We start from the raw sequence: 18,761 nt of genomic DNA on the forward strand, positions 1-18,761 counted from the left end.
AGTGGGGGTGCGCGCCGTTCTTCCAGGTGAGGGTGGTGATCGGGCGTCGGCCGGGCTCCTGGAGCGACACTGAAGCCGATTGTCAGGGCCACGTCGGGACCGAATCGGGTCCGGTCGTCACGCCAGGCCGCCGGAGCCGCCTCGGACCTCGCCTGTCAGGGCTGCGTCAGATACCGCTGGAGGGTCGGTGCGACCATGGCGATGATCTCCTCGGGGTCCGCCGAGGCGACCGGGTCCATCTTGATCACATAGCGCAGCATGGCGATCCCGATGAGGTGCCCGGCAGCCAGCTGGACCCGGAACTGCGGGTCGGGGACGTGCAGTTCGCCCGCCACCCGCTGCAGCATCCGCCGCTCGATGAGCCCGCGCAGCACCCCCGCGGCCTTGTCGTTGGTCAGCGCCGAACGCATGATCGCCAGCAGGGCCGGCCGGCTGACCGGGTTCTCCCAGACGCCGAACATGAAGCGGGCCATCCGCTCGCCCACCCCTTCGCCGCCGCCCGCGAGGGCTTCCGGCATGGTCAGCGCGGGCGCGAAGGTCAGCTCGATGGCGGCCTCGAAGACCTGTTCCTTGGTGCCGAAGTAGTGATGCACCAGCGCCGCGTCCACTCCGGCCGCCTTGGCGATGCCCCGGACCGAGGTCTTGTCGTAGCCGCGCTCGGCGAACTCCGTACGGGCCGCGGCCAGAATCCGTTCCCGGGCGCCGGGACCGGCCCCGTCGGCGGCGCGGGCCGGGCGGCCCCGGCGGCGGGCCGGTGCGGGCGGCGTACCGGGCGCGCGGGCGTCGTCCGGGCCGGGCCCGCTGCCGCTCACGAGCCCGGGACCCAGGTCGGCGAGGCGAGATGCAGCCGGGTGAAGGCCAGCGCCTCGGCCAGGTCGGCCTCGCGTTCGGCCGCGGACATCGCCCGCCGGGTGTTGACCTCGACGACCACATGGCCCTCGAAGCCGGTGGCCGCCAGCCGCTCCAGCATCGCGGCGCAGGGCTGGCTGCCGCGCCCCGGCACCAGGTGCTCGTCCTTGGCGGAGCCGTTGCCGTCGGCGAGATGGACGTGCGCCAGCCGGTCGCCCATCCGCTCCACCATCTCCAGGGCGTCACTGCGGGCGGTGGCGGTGTGCGACAGATCGACCGTGAAGTGCCGGTAGTCGTCGTTGGTGGGGTCCCAGTCCGGGGCGTACGCGAGCATTTCGCGGTCCCGGTAGCGCCACGGGTACATGTTCTCGACGGCGAACTTCACATCCGTCTCGTGCTCCATCCGCCACACCCCGCGGACGAACTCCCGCGCATAGCTGCGCTGCCAGCGGAACGGCGGGTGCACGACCACCGTCGAGGCGCCCAGCTTCTCCGCGGCGGTGCGGGCGCGCTGGAGCTTGACCCAGGGATCGGTGGACCAGACCCGCTGGGTGATCAGCAGACACGGGGCGTGGACGGCCAGCACCGGCACGCCGTGGTAGTCCGAGAGCCGGCGCAGGGCCTCGATGTCCTGGCTGACCGGGTCGGTCCACACCATGACCTCGACGCCGTCGTAGCCGAGGCGCGCGGCGATCTCGAAGGCCGTCGCCGTCGACTCCGGATACACCGAGGCCGTGGACAGCGCGACCTTCGCATCCGGGATGCGCACCACTGGCTCTGTCACGAAGGACAGCGTACGGGCCGGGGCCGGGCGCGGGGCAGGAGGTCCGGCGACCGCGGCCCCCTGTCGGAGGAGGCGGGGGACGGTGCGACAGGGGGCGACGGGTGGGGCGGGCCCCGCCGGGGCGTGACGAGTCTCACGAAGGCCGGCGCGGCCCTCCTTACGGCCAGGGGCCCTGTGGCAGCCCCTACGGCAAGTGGTCCAGCCGCCGCAGGATGACGCCCTCGCGCAGCGCCCACGGGCAGATCTCCAGCGTCTCGACCCCGAACAGGTCCATCGCCGCCTCGGCGACCAGCGCCCCGGCGAGCAGCTGCCGCGAGCGCCCTTCGGAGACGCCGGGCAGCGTGCCCCGCTCCGCCGCGGACATCCCGGCCAGCCGCGGCACCCACTCCTCCAGCTTCTTCCGGGTCAGCTCCCGCTGGACGTACAGCCCCTCCGCCGAGCGCGCGGCGCCCGCGATCCGGGCCAGCTGCCGGAAGGTCTTGGACGTGCCGACGACCCGGTCGGGAGTGCCGTGGCGGCTGAATTCGCTCACCACCTTGGCGATCTCGGCGCGCACCCGGCGGCGCAGCGTCCGGACGTCATCGGCCTCCGGCGGGTCGCCGGGCAGGTCGCCCGCGGTCAGCCGGCCGGCGCCCAGCGGCAGCGACACCGCCACGTCCGGGTCCTCGTCCAGGCCGTAGGCGACCTCCAGCGAGCCGCCGCCGATGTCCAGCACCAGCAGCCGGCCGGCCGACCAGCCCAGCCACCGGCGGGCGGCGAGGAAGGTCAGCCGCGCCTCGTCCTCACCGGACAGCACCTGCAGCTCGACCTCGGTCTCCAGGGCGACCCGGCGCAGCACGTCCTCACCGTTGGTGGCCTCGCGGACCGCCGAGGTGGCGAACGGCAGCACGCTCTCGACGCCCTTGTCCTCGGCCACCTGGAGCGCTTCGTGGACCGTGGCCACCAGCCGCTCCACCCCCGCATCGCTTATCGCGCCCGCCTCGTCGAGGAGTTCGGCGAGGCGCAGCTCCGCCTTGTGCGAATAGGCGGGCAGCGGGCGCGCGCCCGGGTGTGCGTCCACCACGAGCAGATGGACCGTATTCGAACCCACATCGAGGACACCGAGTCTCATACGGGGAAACCTACTGCGCGCACCCCTCACTCCTGTCGGCACGGTGCGCACCGCAACGCGCCTTAGGCTGGAGTCGTGGCAAAGACGAAAAAGGCGAAGCACGAAAAAGCGCGCACCAAGGAAGAAAAGCGGCGCTCTCAGGCGACTGAGGGGGCGCGGTCCCCGGAGCAGGCCCCGGCCGACGAGGTCGGCCTCGACTTCGCCCGCGCCTGGGTCACCTTCCCGGACCCGGCCGACGACGAACAAATCTTCCGCTGCGACCTGACCTGGCTGACCTCCCGCTGGACCTGCATCTTCGGCAGCGGCTGCCAGGGCATCCAGGCCGGCCGGGCGGACGACGGCTGCTGCACGCTCGGCGCGCACTTCTCGGACGAGGAAGACGAGGAGCGGGTGGCCGGGCACGTGGCACGGCTCACGCCCGATGTGTGGCAGCACCACGACGTCGGCACCCAGACCGGCTGGGTCCAGGAGGACGAGGACGGCGAGCGGCAGACCCGGCGCTGGGAGGGCTCCTGCATCTTCCAGAACCGCCCCGGCTTCCCGGCCGGCGCGGGCTGCTCCCTGCACATCCTCGCGCTGCGCGAGGGCCGCGAGCCCCTGGAGACCAAGCCGGACGTCTGCTGGCAGCTGCCGGTCCGGCGCACCTACGACTGGATCGACCGGCCGGACGACACCCGCGTCCTGCAGGTGACGATCGGCGAGTACGACCGGCGCGGCTGGGGCCCCGGCGGCCACGACCTGCACTGGTGGTGCACCTCCGCGACCTCGGCGCACGGCGCGGGCGACCCGGTGTACGTCTCGTACAAGCCGGAGCTGACCGAGCTGATGGGCAAGAAGGGCTACGCCAAGCTCGCCGCGCTGTGCGAGGAGCGGCTGGCGGCGACGCTGCCGATGGCGCCGCACCCGGCGGACCCGAAGCCTCCGAAGCCCCCCAAGCAGTCGCAGAAGCCGGAGAAGTCGGAGAAGTACGAGAAGAAGTAGAGGGAGAAGCAGGCGCGTGTCGGGGCCGTCCGGGCCGACGCGGCCCCGGTGCGCTCAGGCGACGCGGCCCCGGTGCGCTCAGCGCCCAGGGGCCCCACGGGCGGGGCGGGTCGTGTTCGACGGGGTCGAGGACGGGTCGGGGCCGGTCGGCCCGGTGGTCGGCGACGGAGGCGTGGGGGTGGGCGCCGGGGACGTCGGGGTCGGCGTGGGTGTCGGCGCCGGGTGCGACGGGCGCGGCGTCGGCTTCGGCTTCGGCTTCGCCGGCGTCGGACGCTGCGGGCCGGGGACGGGACCGGTCACGCCGCGGCCCCTCATCGTCACGGCGGTGCCGCCCGGCTCGATGGCGATCCTGGCGCGCCAGTGGCCCGCGGGCTCCCGGTCGTGGTCGATATCGACCGTGATCGTGGTCGACTCGCCCGGCCGCAGCGAGCCCGCCGTATGACTGAGCTGGAGCCAGGCCGCGCCCGCCGAAGCCCGCCAGCGCACCGGAGCCCTGCTCGCGGCAGTGAGTGTGATCACCGTGGTCCGGCCGCTGGGCTGCGCGGCGACCGCCAGCCGGCCGGGGCCCGACTCCGCGCGGCTGCCCGGCTCGCCCGGCCGCTGCGGGGTGCCGTCCGCGCTGGTCACCTCGACGGACACATCGGGTGCCCCGTCGCCGGCCCGGAAGGTGGGATCGGGCGTCGTCCGGGCATTGCCGGCGTTCTCGTACGGGCGGCCGCCCAGCCGTTCCCCGGTCTGCGTGTCGCTGGCCGTCACCGAGGGCGAGACGTCCGCCGTCTCATCGGTGGCGGGGCTGCCGTGGTAGGCCGCCCAGAGGGCCAGCACCGGCGCGGCGACCACCGTGGCGACCACGGTGGTGGTCAGCGCGCGGCCGCGGAGCCTGCGCCGGCGGGCCACCCGGTCGGTCGGGGGACCGACGGGAAATCCGTTGCGGTCATAGCGAGGAGAACCGTTTGCCCCACCGGTCCGGCTGCCGTGTGCCGCACCGGCCACGCCCTCCGCGCGGCCCGACTTGGCGCGCCGGGCCGCCCCCAGCGCGCCGAGCACGGCCTCGCGGGGCGCGGCGACCAGCGGCAGCGCCCCCCGGGGCACCGGCGCGGTGCCCGGCCAGGTCCCCGGGGCGGTGGCCCGCTCGGCGGTCCGCCGGCACTCGGCGCAGTCGTCGACATGGCGCACCAGCTCCCGGCTCAGGGCCGCGCCCAGCAGCATCTGGGTGTCCCCGGCCAGCTGTGCCACCTCGCGGCAGCGGCCGGACTCGACGACGGCCAGTGCCGCCCGGGTCCGCTCCACCTCGCAGGAGGCGGTGGCCAGCAGCGCGCGGGTGGCGATCGGGTCGGTGCCGAGCACCGCGGCGACCTCGTCGGCGGACAGCTGATGGCGCACCGAGAGCTCCAGCGCCTCGCGCTGCTCGGGGGTGGTGCCGGCGGCCTCCGGCCAGGCCAGCGCGGCGAGTTCATGCTGCCGGCGCTCGGCTTCGGCGGCGGCCGGGCCGGTGGCTTCGGCCGGGGCTGCGGCCGGACCGGTGGCTGCAGCCGTCGGGTCCGGTGCCTTGGCGGCCGGGCCGGTCCGTTCGGCGAGCCGGCGCAGACAGGCCCAACGGGCCAGCGCATAGAGCCAGGAGCGGTACCGGCCCCGGTCGGCGGGCCGCCTGCCGTGGTGCCGCTCGGCGAGCGCAAGCATCTCGCCGAGCACCGCGGTCGCCGCGTCGTGTTCGCACAGCACCGACAGGCAGTAGGTGAACAGCCCGTCCAGATAAGGCTCGTAGCCGTCGGGACGCTTGTCCGGGGGACGCGCGGCGTCCGGTCCCGGCCGCTCGGACGGCTGCGGCCGGCTCCGGCGCCGGCCGTCGCCGCGCGACCGGTGTGCGCCGGTGGAGTGCGTGGGGTGCTCGGGCCTGCTGCTCATCACCCCGGCGACGGTAGGCGGATGATGCAGCCGGTCTTGCTCGCGTTGGACACTTTTAACCCTTACGGGTGACCTTCTCCCTCAAAAGAGGACACGAATGGCCCTTTACACCGCGGGCGCGCTCCGTCTGCGCCACTCGGGCGGCGCAACCGCCGGCGAGGGAGCCACCCCCGCCGCCCCGCCGCAACCGGCATTTCCGGTCCGAGGGCCCCGCTCCTGAAGGGCTCGGGCGGGCGTTGTCAGACCCCGCCGCTACGGTGACCCCATGGCAACGCGTAAATCCTCGGGCAAGGAGCGCCCCTCCTACCGCTGTACGGAGTGCGGCTGGACCACCGCGAAGTGGCTCGGCCGCTGCCCCGAATGCCAGGCATGGGGCACGGTCGAGGAGTTCGGCGGCGCCCCCGCGGTGCGCACGACCGCACCAGGCCGGGTCACCACTGCGGCCGTGCCCATCGGTCAGGTCGACGGCAAGCAGGCCATCGCCCGCTCGACGGGCGTGCCCGAGCTGGACCGCGTCCTGGGCGGCGGGCTGGTCCCCGGCGCGGTCGCGCTGCTGGCCGGCGAGCCCGGCGTCGGCAAGTCCACCCTCCTCCTGGACGTCGCCGCCAAGGCCGCCTCCGACGCCCACCGCACCCTGTATGTGACGGGCGAGGAGTCCGCCAGCCAGGTCCGGCTGCGCGCCGACCGCATCGGCGCCCTCGACGACCATCTGTATCTGGCCGCGGAAACCGACCTCTCCGCCGTCCTCGGCCACCTCGACACGGTCAAGCCCTCGCTGCTGGTCCTCGACTCCGTGCAGACCGTCGCCTCCCCCGAGATCGAGGGCGCCCCCGGCGGTATGGCCCAGGTCCGCGAGGTGGCCGGCGCACTGATCCGGGCCTCCAAGGAACGCGGGATGTCCACCCTCCTGGTCGGCCACGTCACCAAGGACGGCGCCATCGCCGGGCCGCGCCTGCTGGAACATCTCGTCGATGTCGTCCTGCACTTCGAGGGCGACCGGCATGCCCGGCTGCGCCTGGTCCGCGGCGTCAAGAACCGCTACGGCACCACCGACGAGGTCGGCTGCTTCGAGCTCCACGACGAGGGCATCACCGGTCTCACCGACCCCTCCGGCCTCTTCCTCACCCGCCGCGCCGAACCCGTGCCCGGTACGTGCCTGACCGTGACCCTGGAGGGCCGCCGCCCCCTGGTCGCCGAGGTCCAGGCGCTCACCGTCGACTCCCAGATCCCCTCCCCCCGGCGCACCACCTCCGGCCTGGAGACCTCCCGGGTCTCGATGATGCTCGCCGTACTGGAACAGCGCGGCCGGATCAGCGCCCTGGGCAAGCGCGACATCTACAGCGCGACGGTCGGCGGGGTGAAGCTGACCGAGCCCGCCGCCGACCTCGCCGTCGCCCTCGCCCTCGCCAGCGCCGCCAGCGACACCCCCCTCCCCAAGAACCTCGTCGCCATCGGCGAGGTGGGCCTCGCGGGCGAGGTCAGGCGGGTCACCGGCGTCCAGCGGCGGCTGTCCGAAGCGGCCCGCCTCGGCTTCACCCACGCCCTGGTCCCCTCCGACCCGGGCAAGATCCCTGACGGAATGCGGGTGCTGGAGGTCGCCGACGTCGGAGCGGCCCTCAGCGTCCTGCCCAAGCGAGTGCGCCGGGAGGCCCCACAGGAAGAGGGCGCACGCCGGTAGACTTTGCCCTGGTCTCGCCCGTCACCGCAGAATTGCCTGTCGGCCACGTACGCTCCGCTGGTACGTCAACACAGCATGGGCCGGGCGGCCTGCGGACCGACAGACCTTGCGACGGAGGAGTGCAGTGGCAGCCAACGACCGGGCATCGACTTCCGGCAGGTCCGGTGGAAGCTCCGGCACCGAGAGCCTGATGCGCGCCACGCTGAGCGCCGTCGCGCCCGGTACCGCCCTGCGCGACGGCCTGGAGCGCATCCTCCGCGGCAATACGGGAGGGCTGATCGTGCTGGGCTTCGACAAGACCGTCGAATCCATGTGTACCGGCGGATTCGTCCTGGATGTCGAGTTCACCGCCACGCGGCTGCGCGAACTGTGCAAGCTCGACGGGGCGCTGGTCCTCGACAAGGACATCACCAAAATCCTGCGGGCCGGCGTCCAGCTGGTCCCGGACGCCTCCATCCCCACGGAGGAGACCGGCACCCGCCACCGCACCGCCCAGCGCGTCTCGATCCAGGCCGGCTTCCCGGTCGTCTCCGTCAGCCAGTCGATGCGCCTGATCGCCCTCTACGTGGACGGCGAGCGCCGCGTCCTGGAGGAGTCGGCCGCGATCCTCTCCCGCGCCAACCAGGCACTGGCGACCCTGGAGCGCTACAAGCTCCGCCTGGACGAGGTCGCCGGCACGCTCTCCGCCCTGGAGATCGAGGACTTGGTGACGGTCCGCGATGTCACCGCGGTCGCCCAGCGCCTGGAGATGGTCCGCCGGATCGCCACGGAAATCGCCGAGTACGTCGTCGAGCTCGGCACGGACGGCCGGCTGCTCGCCCTCCAGTTGGAGGAGCTGATCGCCGGTGTGGAGCCGGAGCGGGAGCTGGTCGTCCGCGACTACGTCCCCCAGCCGACCGCCAAGCGCTCCCGCACGGTCGTCGAAGCGCTCGCCGAGCTGGACGCCCTCAGCCACACCGAACTGCTCGAACTCCCCACGGTGGCCCGCGCGTTGGGCTACAGCGGAGCCCCCGAGACGCTGGACTCCGCGGTCTCCCCGCGCGGCTTCCGCCTGCTGGCGAAGGTCCCCCGGCTGCCCGGCACGGTCATCGACCGCCTCGTCGACCACTTCGGCGGCCTGCAGAAGCTGCTCGCCGCCAGCGTCGACGACCTGCAGACGGTCGACGGCGTCGGCGAGGCCCGCGCCCGCTCGGTCCGCGAGGGCCTGTCGCGGCTGGCGGAGTCGTCGATCCTGGAGCGGTACGTCTAAGGGCGGTACGTCTAAGAGCGGTACGGCTACCTGGAGCGGTACGTCCAAGGGCGGTACGTCGTAGGACTGTCCCGTACCGGGGCCGGTCTCCGCCGTCCTTCACGGGCCAGGGGTCAGCCGGCCCGTCGCAGCGCCACCGCCTCCTTCGCCGGGTCCAGGCCGAGTACGGGCCGGTCCGGGCGCTGCGGTGCCACCCCGCCGACGGCCTGCAGCCAGGCCCAGGTATCGGCGACGGTTTCCGCGACGGGACGACAACGCAGCCCGGACGCCAGGGCCTTGGACACGTCGGCGCCGAAGACCGCGTCCCTCATCTCACCGGGCGCCGGCCAGACCGGGAGCTCGGTCCAGGGTTCGATACCGGCGGCGAGGACGTCTTCCGGAGCGGTCCAGCGCAGCCCGGCGTCCGAGCCGACGGCGTTCGCGCAACTCTCCAGCAGCTCGCCCATGGTGGCGTGCCCGGGCTCGCTCACCAGGTTGTACGGCCCGCCGAGCCCGGCCTGCAGCGCGTCGGCCGTCCACTCGGCCAGGTCACGGACATCGATGTACTGCAGCGCCATCCCCCGCGGCCCCGGCGCCAGGACCGTGCCGCCGCGGGCGATCCGCCCCAGCCACCACGGCAGCCGCCCCACGTTCTCGTACGGCCCGAGAATCAGCCCCGCACGCACCAGCAGCGCCCGCTCCCCGAACGCCTCGACCACGGCCAGCTCACCGCCCCGCTTGGCCTGTGCGTAGTCCCCGGCATCGGTGGCACCGGCGGAGCCCGTCACCAGCGGCGCCCGCTCATCGAGCCGGGCCGTGGGCGGGAAGGCGTACACCGAGCCACTGGAGATATAGGCATACGCCCCCGCCCGCCCGGCCAGCAGCCGCGCGCTGTCCCGTACCGCCGACGGCGCACCGCTCCAGGTATCGACGACGGCGTCCCACTCACCCTTTTCCAGGGCCGCGAGCCCTGCCGCGTCCGCACGGTCACCGTGCAGCGCCGTCACGCCCTGTGGCGGCGCGTGCGTGCCACGGTGGAACACCGTGACCTCCCAGCCGCGCGCCAGCGCCACCTCGGCGACCGCCCGCCCCACGAATTCCGTTCCGCCCAGCATCAGTAGCTTCATGGCGGCGACTATCCCGGACGGCACCGCCCGCCGCACCGATGCTCGCTCCCGGCGAAATCACTACGGACAAAATGCGCGGGGGCCACCCTCCGCGGCCTCAGTCCTCGGCCAGCACGAACGACGTATGGACCGCGTCCAGCCCCGGCACCTTGGCCTCGATCAGGTACTTGCCGGCCGGCACCGTGGCCGGGCTCAGCGTTTCGCACTGCGGACCGCTGGCCCGGCGGTCCCACACGATGGTGCGCTTCACCGAACCCTCGGCCGGAACCTTCAGCAGCGCGGGCCGGGTGCCCGACGGGCAGTCGTTCGAGGCCCACACCCGGTCGTCACCCGCGGTGTCGGTGATGGTGAGCACCGCGGCCTTCTGCCCGAGATCCACCTTGCAGGCGGCACCGGCCGCGTTCCTGATCGTCAGCTCGAACTTCGGCTTGGCGCCTGGCGCATAGGACTTCTTGACGCTGTGCAGCACCAACTCGGCCTTGCCGGAGACACAGTTGGGGAGCGAGGAGCCGGCCTCGACGGCGTTCTTGCCGGAGCCCTGGCCGATCGGCCCATTGGGAACGGAGCCCGAACCGCCGGAGCCGGCACCGGAGTCACCGTTGGACGCGTCGCCGTCGCCGCCCGCGGAGCCCGAGCCACCGCCGGAACCCGAGCCCGAGCCACCGCCGCCGCCGCCCGACTCATCGCGCCCGCCCGGCTTTTGGCCGTTCACCGGTCCGCTGGGGGAAGGTCCCGGCGTGATGGACGTCGCGGGCCCGTTTCCGTGGGGCCCCTTGCCCTCGTCGTCGCTTTTGCCGCCGATGCCGCCCCAGTTGAGGGCCCACACGACAAGCAAGGCGAGCAGTACGACGATGGCCAGCGCAACGGCCCTCCGCCGCCAGTAGATGGAGGACGGAAGCGGCCCGATCGGATTGCGCAGTGATCCCACGCGGAAACTCTACGAGAGATCGGCCGCCGCACAGGCCAGTACCCGCCGCTTCCCGCTGCAACTTTTCGCATGATCGGCCCGGAGGCGGCTCGGACCGGCCCGGAAACGCCTCCGGGCGGCGGAGCGGAGGTGGCACGGGGAGGGCCGGCACCCCCGGCCTCAGGAACCCGGCCGCCACTCCTCCTTGTGCCCGAAGCCCTGCCCGTTGTCGATCAGTCGCAGCCAGTCGGGGCGCAGCTCCCACAGGGTGGTCCGCTCCAGGGCGTCGCGCAGCCGCTCGCTCTCGGCGACGAAGGGGAAGCGGGCCAGGTAGACCCGCCAGCCCGTGGCCCGCGCAGCGCCGGTCAGGGGGCGGCAGCCGCCCCGGCCCTGAAGCCCCGTCAGTCCGCTCCACTCCTGGCCGTCCCGCTGCGCCGTGAAGGCGGCACGGGCGCCGGGCGCCGCCAGCGCCCGGCCGTGCCGCGTCGTGGTCGCGGTGACGAAATACAGCACGGGCCCGGCGCCGCCCGCCCCGCCGCCGCCTTCCGGGTCCGTCGCGTAGAGCACCGCGCAGGCGCCCGGCCCGTCCTCGTCCGCGTACGCCAGCGTCATCGTCGTGTGCGCGGCGAGCGCCCGCCGGATCGTCTCCGGGCAGGGCGACCCGCCCGTGCCGCCGCTGTCCTGTGCACCGCTCGTCTCCGCCATGACCGCATCCTCGCCCGCCCCGGCCGGCCGGCGCGCGCCGGGCCCCCGCTCCGGTCGCCGCCGGGCTGTTGCCCTACCGCCGGTAACCGCCACCTGTGCGCCCCCGGCCGTCCTGCGTGCGGGTGGGCGCGCGGCGGGGCGGGCCCGGTGCGTTTCCCGGGCGACCCCGGACGTGCCAGGATCGGCAGTGCCATGACTTCGACGCCTGTCACCACCACTGCCACGACCGCCGCCACCGAGAACGCTTCCGCCGCCGACGCGGCCGCGGGAGCCGCCGACGGGACCGCGCTGCACGGCCCGGTCACCGACTGGTTCGACGAGCACGCCCGCGATCTGCCCTGGCGCCGCCCCGAGGCGGGCGCCTGGGGTGTGATGGTGAGCGAGTTCATGCTGCAGCAGACCCCGGTCAGCAGAGTGCTGCCGGTCTACGAGCAGTGGCTGGCCCGCTGGCCGCGCCCCGCCGACCTGGCCGCCGAGGCGCCGGGCGAGGCGGTCCGGGCCTGGGGCCGGCTCGGTTATCCGCGCCGCGCCCTGCGGCTGCACGCCGCCGCCTCCGCCATACAGGAGCGGCACGGCGGCGACGTACCGCGCGAGCACAGCCAGTTGCTGGCGCTGCCCGGCGTCGGCGAGTACACCGCCGCCGCGGTCGCCTCGTTCGCGTACGGGCAGCGGCACGCCGTGCTGGACACCAATGTGCGCCGGGTGTTCGCCCGCGCGGTGGCCGGCCGCCAGTTCCCGCCGAACGCCACCACCGCGGCGGAGCGCAAACTCGCCCGCCAGCTGCTGCCCGAGGACGAGAACCTGGCGGCGCGCTGGGCGGCGGCCACGATGGAGCTGGGTGCACTGCTGTGCACGGCGCGTGCTCCGGAGTGCGGGCGCTGCCCGATCGCCGCCCGGTGCGCCTGGCGGCTGGCCGGGTCCCCGGCGCACGACGGCCCGGCGCGTCGCACCCAGACGTACGCCGGTACCGACCGCCAGGTGCGCGGCAAGCTGCTCGCCGTCCTGCGCGAGGCGGTCACGCCGGTGCCGCAGCAGGCGCTGGACGCCGTGTGGGACGAGCCGGTGCAGCGGGCCCGGGCACTGGACGGCCTGGTCTCGGACGGTCTGGTGGAGCCGCTGGGCGGTGGCCGCTATCGGTTGCCGCTCACGTAGCGCTGCCGTCATCCGTACGGGAGAACCTGTAAGAGAGAAGAAGGGCGCGGTCACTTCGGCGGCCGCGCCCTTCCACGTCCCCGGCGGTGCCGCCTGACCCCGTGTCACCTTTCGGGCCGGATGACCGGAAAGTGCCCCTGATACGACCGGAAGGAGACCCACCGCAGTCTCGATTGCCGCCGTGTCACGGCCGATAGCCCTTCCGGCGGGGGTGCTTCTCCCCCCGGAGTATGACGCGCAGCGGGCCGCCGTCCGTCCGAGGTATGACCCCCGGCGGGCTGTTACACAACCGAGTGTTTTCCGTGCACTCCTTGTGGGGCCCACGCACATTACGCCGCAACACCCTCTCCGTAGCGTCTTCCTCGTGCTGGAGATGACCGCCAGCACGGTCAACGGTGGGAAACGCAAGCGGATCGGAGGCGTCGGAATGGCGACCAGCGGCGGCAAGGTACTGGACTTCGAAGAGTACGTTCGTACGCGGCAGGAGGCCCTGCTGCGGAGCGCCCGGCGCCTGGTGCCCGACCCGGTCGACGCACAGGACCTGCTGCAGACCGCACTGGTGCGCACCTACGGCCGCTGGGACGGCATCGCGGACAAGTCGCTGGCCGACGCCTACCTCCGCCGCGTCATGATCAACACGCGGACCGAGTGGTGGCGGGCCCGCAAGCTCGAAGAGGTGCCCACCGAGCAGCTTCCGGACGCGAGCGTGGACGACGGCACCGAGCAGCGCGCCGACCGCGCCCTGCTGATGGACATCCTCGGGGTGCTGGCTCCCAAGCAGCGCAGCGTCGTCGTGCTGCGGCACTGGGAGCAGATGAGCACGGAGGAGACCGCGGCGGCGCTCGGCATGTCCACGGGAACGGTCAAGAGCACGCTGCACCGTGCGCTGGCCCGGCTGCGCCAGGAGCTGCAGATGCGTGACATCGACGCGCGGATGCTGGAGCGTGGCGAGCGGGGGCGGGAGCGGTGCGCGGCCTGAACGGCGGCACACGGCACACCGCGGGAACCCGAGCAGCGGACCCGGCATCACCTCGCGCCCAAGACGAAGCGTGTCTTTACCGATGAATACGGACACAGCACCGGCCGCCTTACGGCTCACGGCTCGACGCGCGACAATCACCTCAGGAACAGCAGCGGCATCGGCAGCTGTGCGAGCAGCACGGTGAGCGGGAGCGGATTGACCAGGAACAGGTTGACCAGAGTCGGGTTGACCAAAGGCGGCGCGGCCACGGCGGGAGTGGCCGCCGTCGGCCTTTTGCTGGCCGGATGCAATCCGGGGGGCGAAGGCGTGCGCAGCGAGGGGTCGGCCGGCGCCACCCCCGCGCCCAAGGGCGCCGTGCACACCACTCCCACCTCGTCCCCGACCGCCCGCTACAAGAAGGTCGACGCCGTCAAGCTGCTCAAGGACGCCCCGAAGGTCGGCCCGGACGTGAAGAGGTCGCTGGCCAAGCCGTGTGCCGGGGACGAGTACCCGGTCGAGGTGACCTATGCGACGCTCACCGGCGGCGCCTCCCCCGATGTCATCGTCAATGTCATGACCTGCGCGGATTCCGTCGGCATCGGCGCGTATGTTTTCCACAAGCGCGACGGCGCGCCGGACGGGTATGACACCGTGTACAGCAACGAACAGCCGTCGGTCTACGCCGGGGTGAACAAGGGCGACCTGGAGGTCTCCAAGCAGACCTACGCCACGGACGACAAGGTGTGCTGCCCCTCCGGTGAGGATGTGATGACCTACCACTGGAAGGACGGGCGCTTCCGCGAGCGCGGTCGTCCGTATCACACCGACTACAGCAAGGCCACCGCCGACGGCGCCACGCCGGACGACGGCACGGGAACGGAGGGTTGAGACAACCGCATGGCCGAGACCCATGTGCTCTTCGTCGAGGACGACGACGTGATCCGCGAGGCCACCCAGCTCGCCCTGGAACGGGACGGGTTCGTGGTCACCGCGATGCCCGACGGGCTGGCGGGCCTGGAGGCGTTCCGCGCCGACCGCCCCGATATCGCCCTGCTCGATGTGATGGTGCCGGGACTCGACGGCGTCAGCCTGTGCCGGCGGATCCGCGATGAGTCGACGGTCCCCGTGATCATGCTGTCGGCGCGCGCCGACTCGATCGACGTGGTGCTCGGCCTGGAGGCCGGTGCGGACGACTACGTCACCAAGCCGTTCGACGGTGCGGTGCTGGTCGCCCGGATCCGCGCCGTCCTGCGCCGCTTCGGCCACGCCAGCGGCCCGGACCGGGCCGGCGCCGCGGCGGCGGATCCGGCCGACGCCGCCGAGGCGGTGCTCCGCTTCGGTGATCTGGAGGTCGACACCGAGGGCATGGAGGTGCGCAAGGGCGGCGAGAACGTCGCACTGACGCCGACCGAGATGCGGCTGCTGCTGGAGTTCTCCAACGCGCCCGGTACGGTCCTCTCGCGCGACCGGCTGCTGGAGCGGGTCTGGGACTACGGCTGGGGTGGTGACACCCGGGTGGTGGACGTCCATGTCCAGCGGTTGCGCGGCAAGATCGGTCAGGACCGGATCGAGACGGTCCGCGGCTTCGGATACAAGCTGAGAGGCTGACACCGCCGGTGGTCAGGCTGGCCCTGCGGACGGGGCTGAGATGGAAGCTCAGCGCCGCGATCGCGCTCGTCGGAGCGCTGGTCGCGATCGCGCTGAGCCTTGTCGTGCACAACGCCGCCCGCCACTCCATGCTCGACAACAGCCGGGATGTGCAGATCGAGCGGCTCAACTTCACGCAGAAGATCTTCCTCTCCACCAACCGGCTGCAGTTCGGCGCGAAGATCGACGACCCGGAGCTGCCGGAGGCGCTGCGCGACGAGGTCGCCAAGAACAAGCGCGCCACCTACCTCCAGGACACCGGGCAGACCGCCCCCGATGTGTGGGCGGCCTCGCCGCTCAGCAACAACCGCGTGCTGTCCATGCACGACCGTTTCCCCGACCGCTTCGCCGTCCTCGACGACCTCGACCAGGCCTTGGTCATCGGATCGACCGCGGTGGTGGTCGGCGGCTGTGCGCTGGGCGTGCTGGTCGGCGGGCGGCTTTCCAAGCGGCTGCGCAAGGCGGCCGCGGCGGCCGGCAAACTCGCCGACGGCGACACCGCGGTCCGGATCCGCGACGAGGTCGGCAGCGGACGGGTACGCGACGAGACCGACGATCTGGCCTTCGCCGTGGATGCCATGTCGGACGCCCTCCAGGAGCGCATCGAGGCCGAGCGGCGGGTCACCGCCGATATCGCCCACGAGCTGCGCACCCCGGTCACCGGCCTGCTGACCGCCGCCGAACTGCTGCCGCCCGGCCGTCCCTCGGAACTCGTCCGCGACCGGGCGCAGGCGCTGCGCACCCTCGTCGAGGACGTCCTGGAAGTGGCCCGGCTCGACGGCCATGCGGAGCGCGCCGAGCTGCAGGACGTCGTGCTCGGCGAATTCGTCTCCCGGCGGGTGCGGGCCCTCGACCCGGGGATCACCGTCGAGGTCGTACGGGAGGCCGAGGTCACCACCGACCCGCGCCGGCTGGAGCGGATCCTCGGCAATCTGATCGCGAACGCCGCCCGGCACGGCAAGCCGCCGGTCGAGGTCACCGTCGAGGGCCGGGTCCTGCGGGTCCGCGACCACGGCACGGGCTTCCCCGAGGCCCTGCTGCGCGAGGGCCCCAGCCGCTTCCGCACCGGCAGCAGCGACCGGGCCGGCCGCGGCCACGGCCTGGGCCTGACCATCGCGGCCGGCCAGGCCCGCGTCCTGGGCGCCCGCCTCACCTTCCGCAACGCCGACGAACTCACCGACGGCTCGACGGGCGCCGTCTCCGTCCTCTGGCTGCCGGAGAACGCGCCTACGAATACGGGGAGCTTTCCGGTGCTGCATCTGCCGGAGCGGTAATCGGGTTTCGGCTTTCCCGGCGTGGGGGTTGCTGTTTCGCTGCGCTTTGCCCGTGGCCCACGTTTTTGGCTTTCCCGCCGTTGCGTCTGCGTCTGGCGGCGGGCCGGTTCGCTGCGCTTTGCCTCCGCCCCGTTTTCGGCTTTCCCGCCGTGGCGCCTGGCGGCGGGCGGGTCCGCTGCGCGGGGCGGACCCGCTGCGCGGGGCTGTCGGGGGGCGCGGGGCGGACCCGCTGCGCGGGGCGGACCCGCTGCGCGGGGCGGACCCGCTGCGCGGGGCGGACCCGCTGCGCGGGGCGGACCCGCTGCGCGGGGCGGACCCGCTGCGCGGGGCTGTCGGGGTGCGGGGCGGACCCGCTGCGCGGGGCGGACCCGCTGCGCGGGGCTGTCGGGGTGCGGGGCGGGTCCGCTGCGCGGGGCTGTCGGGGTGCGGTGACGGGCCTGCGCGGGTGGGTGTCCGGACTGCTTCGCTTTACGTCCGGACACCCACCCGCTCCGGCCCGTCCCCTCCCGTTGGGGGTGGGAAGAAGGCCGGTGGGGGTGAACCTGGCTGGGCCGGTGCTTCTTGTGGATCACATGGAAGCGGCCATGTGCGAGTGGCCCGCCCCCACCCACATTCACTTCCCCACCCACGGGAGGGGACGGGCCGGAGGGGCAGGGGTGTGGGACGTAAAGCGAAGCAGTCCCACACCCCTGCCCCGCAGGCCCGTCACCGCACCCACAGCCCCGCGCAGCGGACCCCGCCCGCCGCAGGCGCAAAGGCGAGAAACCCCCACGGCGGGACGGCCGAAAACGTGGGAATCAGACGGGCTCCGCCACAGGGACGCGGTCCACCGCAACCTCACTCGCGACTGGCGCGGCCGGCCCGCCGCGCAGTGGCACCTCCTTGAGGAACCATGCCGCCGCAAAGCCGACAACGCTGATCGCCGCGCCCCAGAGGAAAACGTGATGCGTGCCGGAGGCCACCGCGTGCGCGTAGGCGTCCTTGATCACCGGAGGGAGCTTGGCCAGCCCCTTCGGGTCCATCTGGGCGCCGCCGCTGGTCATCTTCTGGCCGGCCTTGCCGATCCGCTCGACCATCGTCGTCTGCACCTGGTGGGTGAAGATCGCACCGAAGATCGCGACGCCGAAGGAGCCGCCGATCGTGCGGAAGAGGGTGGCCGAGGACGAGCCGACGCCCATGTCCTTCATCTCGACGCTGTTCTGCGCGATGAGCATCGTGGTCTGCATCAGGAAGCCCATACCGGCGCCGAGCACGACCATGTAGAGGCTGGAGGTGAAACGGGTCGTTCCGACGCCCATCAGGGACAGCAGCACCAGGCCCACGATCAGCAGCCCGCTGCCGCCGACCACGAAGATCTTGTACTTGCCGGTCTGGGTGGTGACCCGGCCCGCGATCAGCGAGACGACCAGCAGCCCGCCCATCAGCGGCAGCAGCAGAAGACCGGAGTTGGTGGCCGAGGCGCCCTGCACGGTCTGCTGGAACAGCGGCAGGAAGGTCATCGACCCGAACATCACAAAGCCGACCAGGAAGCCGATGAGCGTGATCAGCGAGAAGTTGCCGTTGCGGAAGATGTGCAGCGGCAGCACCGGCTCGTTGACCCTGCGCTCCACCACCAGGAAGAGGGCGAGCGCGACCACACCGAGGATGCCGAGGCCGATGATCTGGCCGGACAGCCAGTCGTACTCGGTGCCGCCCCAGGTGGTGATCAGCACCAGCGAGGTGATGCCGAGGGTGAGCAGCGCGGCGCCGACGTAGTCGATCCGGGTCTGCGACCGCTTCTTCGGCAGATGCAGCACCGCGGTCACCATGACCAGCGCGATCGCACCGAGCGGCAGGTTGATGTAGAAGCTCCAGCGCCAGCCGAGGTGGTCGGTGATGCTGCCGCCGACCAGCGGTCCGCCGACCATGGCGACGGCCATGACACCGGCCATCATGCCCTGGTACTTGCCGCGCTCCCGCGGCGGAATCAGATCGCCGATGATCGCCATGACGCCGACCATCAGACCGCCCGCGCCCAGGCCCTGCACGGCGCGGAAGCCGATCAGCTGCCCCATGTCCTGTGCCATGCCGGACAGCGCGGAGCCGATCAGGAAGAGCACGATGGACGACAGGAAGACGCCCTTGCGTCCGTACATGTCGCCGAGCTTGCCCCAGATCGGCGTCGAGGCCGCGGTGGCGAGGGTGTAGGCGGTGACGACCCAGGACAGGTGGTCCATCCCGCCCAGTTCACCGACGATGGTCGGCATCGCGGTGCCGACGATCATGTTGTCCAGCATCGCGAGCAGCATCGCGATCATCAGTGCGAAGAGCACCGTCCGTACACCGGCGGGCTGCTTGCCCGAGCCGGTCGCCGGCACCGCGTCCGGTCTCCCCGACCGGTCCGCCATCCGTCCGTCCCCCGTCGGGGTCGCATGTTGCGACTTCCCCATCACTCACTCCTACTTACTTGCCG

16 protein-coding genes are annotated in these 18,761 nt (G+C 72.8%); 8 read left to right on the forward strand and 8 right to left on the reverse strand.

Annotation, left to right across the window (positions count from 1 at the left end; translation table 11 throughout):
• Positions 1 to 155 precede the first annotated feature (155 nt).
• From OHS81_RS15380 to OHS81_RS15390, 3 genes are all read right to left on the reverse strand, one after another.
• Positions 156 to 812 carry a TetR/AcrR family transcriptional regulator gene (locus OHS81_RS15380; protein ID WP_328385336.1) on the reverse strand — a complete coding sequence of 219 codons (657 nt, stop codon included), beginning with the start codon at positions 810 to 812 and terminating at the stop codon, positions 156 to 158.
• Complete coding sequence (locus tag OHS81_RS15385) at positions 809 to 1,633, reverse strand: sugar phosphate isomerase/epimerase family protein (RefSeq protein WP_206739698.1); 825 nt, start codon at positions 1,631 to 1,633, stop codon at positions 809 to 811. Before OHS81_RS15385 ends, OHS81_RS15380 begins: the two co-directional genes overlap by 4 nt.
• Before the next feature lie 184 nt (positions 1,634 to 1,817).
• Positions 1,818 to 2,744 (reverse strand): Ppx/GppA phosphatase family protein, encoded by a 927-nt coding sequence (locus OHS81_RS15390; protein WP_328385337.1) that lies wholly within the window; start codon positions 2,742 to 2,744, stop codon positions 1,818 to 1,820.
• Between the two features lie 75 nt (positions 2,745 to 2,819).
• On the opposite strand from OHS81_RS15390, the gene OHS81_RS15395 reads away from it, so the two are divergent.
• A complete protein-coding gene (locus OHS81_RS15395) occupies positions 2,820 to 3,725 on the forward strand; it encodes a hypothetical protein (protein WP_328385338.1) in 906 nt (301 codons plus the stop codon).
• Between the two features lie 78 nt (positions 3,726 to 3,803).
• On the opposite strand, the gene OHS81_RS15400 is transcribed toward OHS81_RS15395, so the two are convergent.
• Positions 3,804 to 5,630: a sigma-70 family RNA polymerase sigma factor gene (locus tag OHS81_RS15400; protein WP_328385339.1), complete on the reverse strand. Its 1,827-nt coding sequence runs from the start codon at positions 5,628 to 5,630 to the stop codon at positions 3,804 to 3,806.
• 265 nt (positions 5,631 to 5,895) lie between these two features.
• On the opposite strand from OHS81_RS15400, the gene radA reads away from it, so the two are divergent.
• Positions 5,896 to 7,308, forward strand: coding sequence for a DNA repair protein RadA (gene radA, locus OHS81_RS15405; RefSeq protein WP_328385340.1), 1,413 nt, complete (start codon positions 5,896 to 5,898; stop codon positions 7,306 to 7,308).
• Between the two features lie 124 nt (positions 7,309 to 7,432).
• Positions 7,433 to 8,557 (forward strand): DNA integrity scanning diadenylate cyclase DisA, encoded by a 1,125-nt coding sequence (disA, locus tag OHS81_RS15410; protein WP_328385341.1) that lies wholly within the window; start codon positions 7,433 to 7,435, stop codon positions 8,555 to 8,557.
• A 113-nt stretch (positions 8,558 to 8,670) separates the two neighbouring features.
• Here the strand turns inward: disA and OHS81_RS15415 are convergent, their stop codons facing one another.
• The 3 genes from OHS81_RS15415 to OHS81_RS15425 form a co-directional block, all read right to left on the reverse strand.
• Complete coding sequence (locus OHS81_RS15415; protein ID WP_328385342.1) at positions 8,671 to 9,663, reverse strand: NAD-dependent epimerase/dehydratase family protein; 993 nt, start codon at positions 9,661 to 9,663, stop codon at positions 8,671 to 8,673.
• A 97-nt stretch (positions 9,664 to 9,760) separates the two neighbouring features.
• Positions 9,761 to 10,591 carry a hypothetical protein gene (locus tag OHS81_RS15420; protein ID WP_328385343.1) on the reverse strand — a complete coding sequence of 277 codons (831 nt, stop codon included), beginning with the start codon at positions 10,589 to 10,591 and terminating at the stop codon, positions 9,761 to 9,763.
• 159 nt (positions 10,592 to 10,750) lie between these two features.
• Positions 10,751 to 11,275, reverse strand: coding sequence for a pyridoxamine 5'-phosphate oxidase (locus OHS81_RS15425; RefSeq protein ID WP_328385344.1), 525 nt, complete (start codon positions 11,273 to 11,275; stop codon positions 10,751 to 10,753).
• Positions 11,276 to 11,467: 192 nt separating this feature from the next.
• On the opposite strand from OHS81_RS15425, the gene OHS81_RS15430 reads away from it, so the two are divergent.
• From OHS81_RS15430 to cseC, 5 genes are all read left to right on the forward strand, one after another.
• Entirely contained in the window at positions 11,468 to 12,427 is a 960-nt protein-coding gene (locus OHS81_RS15430; protein WP_328385345.1) for an A/G-specific adenine glycosylase, read from the forward strand.
• Positions 12,428 to 12,800: 373 nt separating this feature from the next.
• The gene (locus OHS81_RS15435; protein ID WP_443058852.1) at positions 12,801 to 13,406 is read left to right on the forward strand and encodes a SigE family RNA polymerase sigma factor; all 606 of its coding nucleotides are present in this window, start codon (positions 12,801 to 12,803) and stop codon (positions 13,404 to 13,406) included.
• Between the two features lie 228 nt (positions 13,407 to 13,634).
• A complete protein-coding gene (locus OHS81_RS15440; RefSeq protein ID WP_328385346.1) occupies positions 13,635 to 14,276 on the forward strand; it encodes a hypothetical protein in 642 nt (213 codons plus the stop codon).
• Between the two features lie 9 nt (positions 14,277 to 14,285).
• The gene (gene cseB / locus OHS81_RS15445) at positions 14,286 to 14,996 is read left to right on the forward strand and encodes a two-component system response regulator CseB (protein ID WP_328385347.1); all 711 of its coding nucleotides are present in this window, start codon (positions 14,286 to 14,288) and stop codon (positions 14,994 to 14,996) included.
• An 8-nt stretch (positions 14,997 to 15,004) separates the two neighbouring features.
• Complete coding sequence (gene cseC / locus OHS81_RS15450; RefSeq protein ID WP_328385348.1) at positions 15,005 to 16,309, forward strand: two-component system sensor histidine kinase CseC; 1,305 nt, start codon at positions 15,005 to 15,007, stop codon at positions 16,307 to 16,309.
• Positions 16,310 to 17,106: 797 nt separating this feature from the next.
• Here cseC and OHS81_RS15455 read toward each other — a convergent pair.
• A complete protein-coding gene (locus OHS81_RS15455; RefSeq protein WP_443058853.1) occupies positions 17,107 to 18,696 on the reverse strand; it encodes an MDR family MFS transporter in 1,590 nt (529 codons plus the stop codon).
• Positions 18,697 to 18,761 lie beyond the last annotated feature (65 nt).

The sequence above is a fragment of the Streptomyces sp. NBC_00400 genome (genome assembly GCF_036048035.1).
GTDB lineage: Bacteria > Actinomycetota > Actinomycetes > Streptomycetales > Streptomycetaceae > Streptomyces.

What these genes read in the sequence shown, in the direction of transcription:
- OHS81_RS15390 (WP_328385337.1), bottom strand. Translation starts at nt 2,744, where the DNA reads ATGAGACTCGGTGTCCTCGATGTGGGTTCGAATACGGTCCATCTGCTC.
- OHS81_RS15400 (WP_328385339.1), bottom strand. Translation starts at nt 5,630, where the DNA reads ATGAGCAGCAGGCCCGAGCACCCCACGCACTCCACCGGCGCACACCGG.
- radA (WP_328385340.1), top strand. Translation starts at nt 5,896, where the DNA reads ATGGCAACGCGTAAATCCTCGGGCAAGGAGCGCCCCTCCTACCGCTGT.
- OHS81_RS15415 (WP_328385342.1), bottom strand. Translation starts at nt 9,663, where the DNA reads ATGAAGCTACTGATGCTGGGCGGAACGGAATTCGTGGGGCGGGCGGTC.
- OHS81_RS15425 (WP_328385344.1), bottom strand. Translation starts at nt 11,275, where the DNA reads ATGGCGGAGACGAGCGGTGCACAGGACAGCGGCGGCACGGGCGGGTCG.
- OHS81_RS15430 (WP_328385345.1), top strand. Translation starts at nt 11,468, where the DNA reads ATGACTTCGACGCCTGTCACCACCACTGCCACGACCGCCGCCACCGAG.
- OHS81_RS15435 (WP_443058852.1), top strand. Translation starts at nt 12,801, where the DNA reads ATGACCGCCAGCACGGTCAACGGTGGGAAACGCAAGCGGATCGGAGGC.
- cseB (WP_328385347.1), top strand. Translation starts at nt 14,286, where the DNA reads ATGGCCGAGACCCATGTGCTCTTCGTCGAGGACGACGACGTGATCCGC.
- OHS81_RS15455 (WP_443058853.1), bottom strand. Translation starts at nt 18,696, where the DNA reads ATGGCGGACCGGTCGGGGAGACCGGACGCGGTGCCGGCGACCGGCTCG.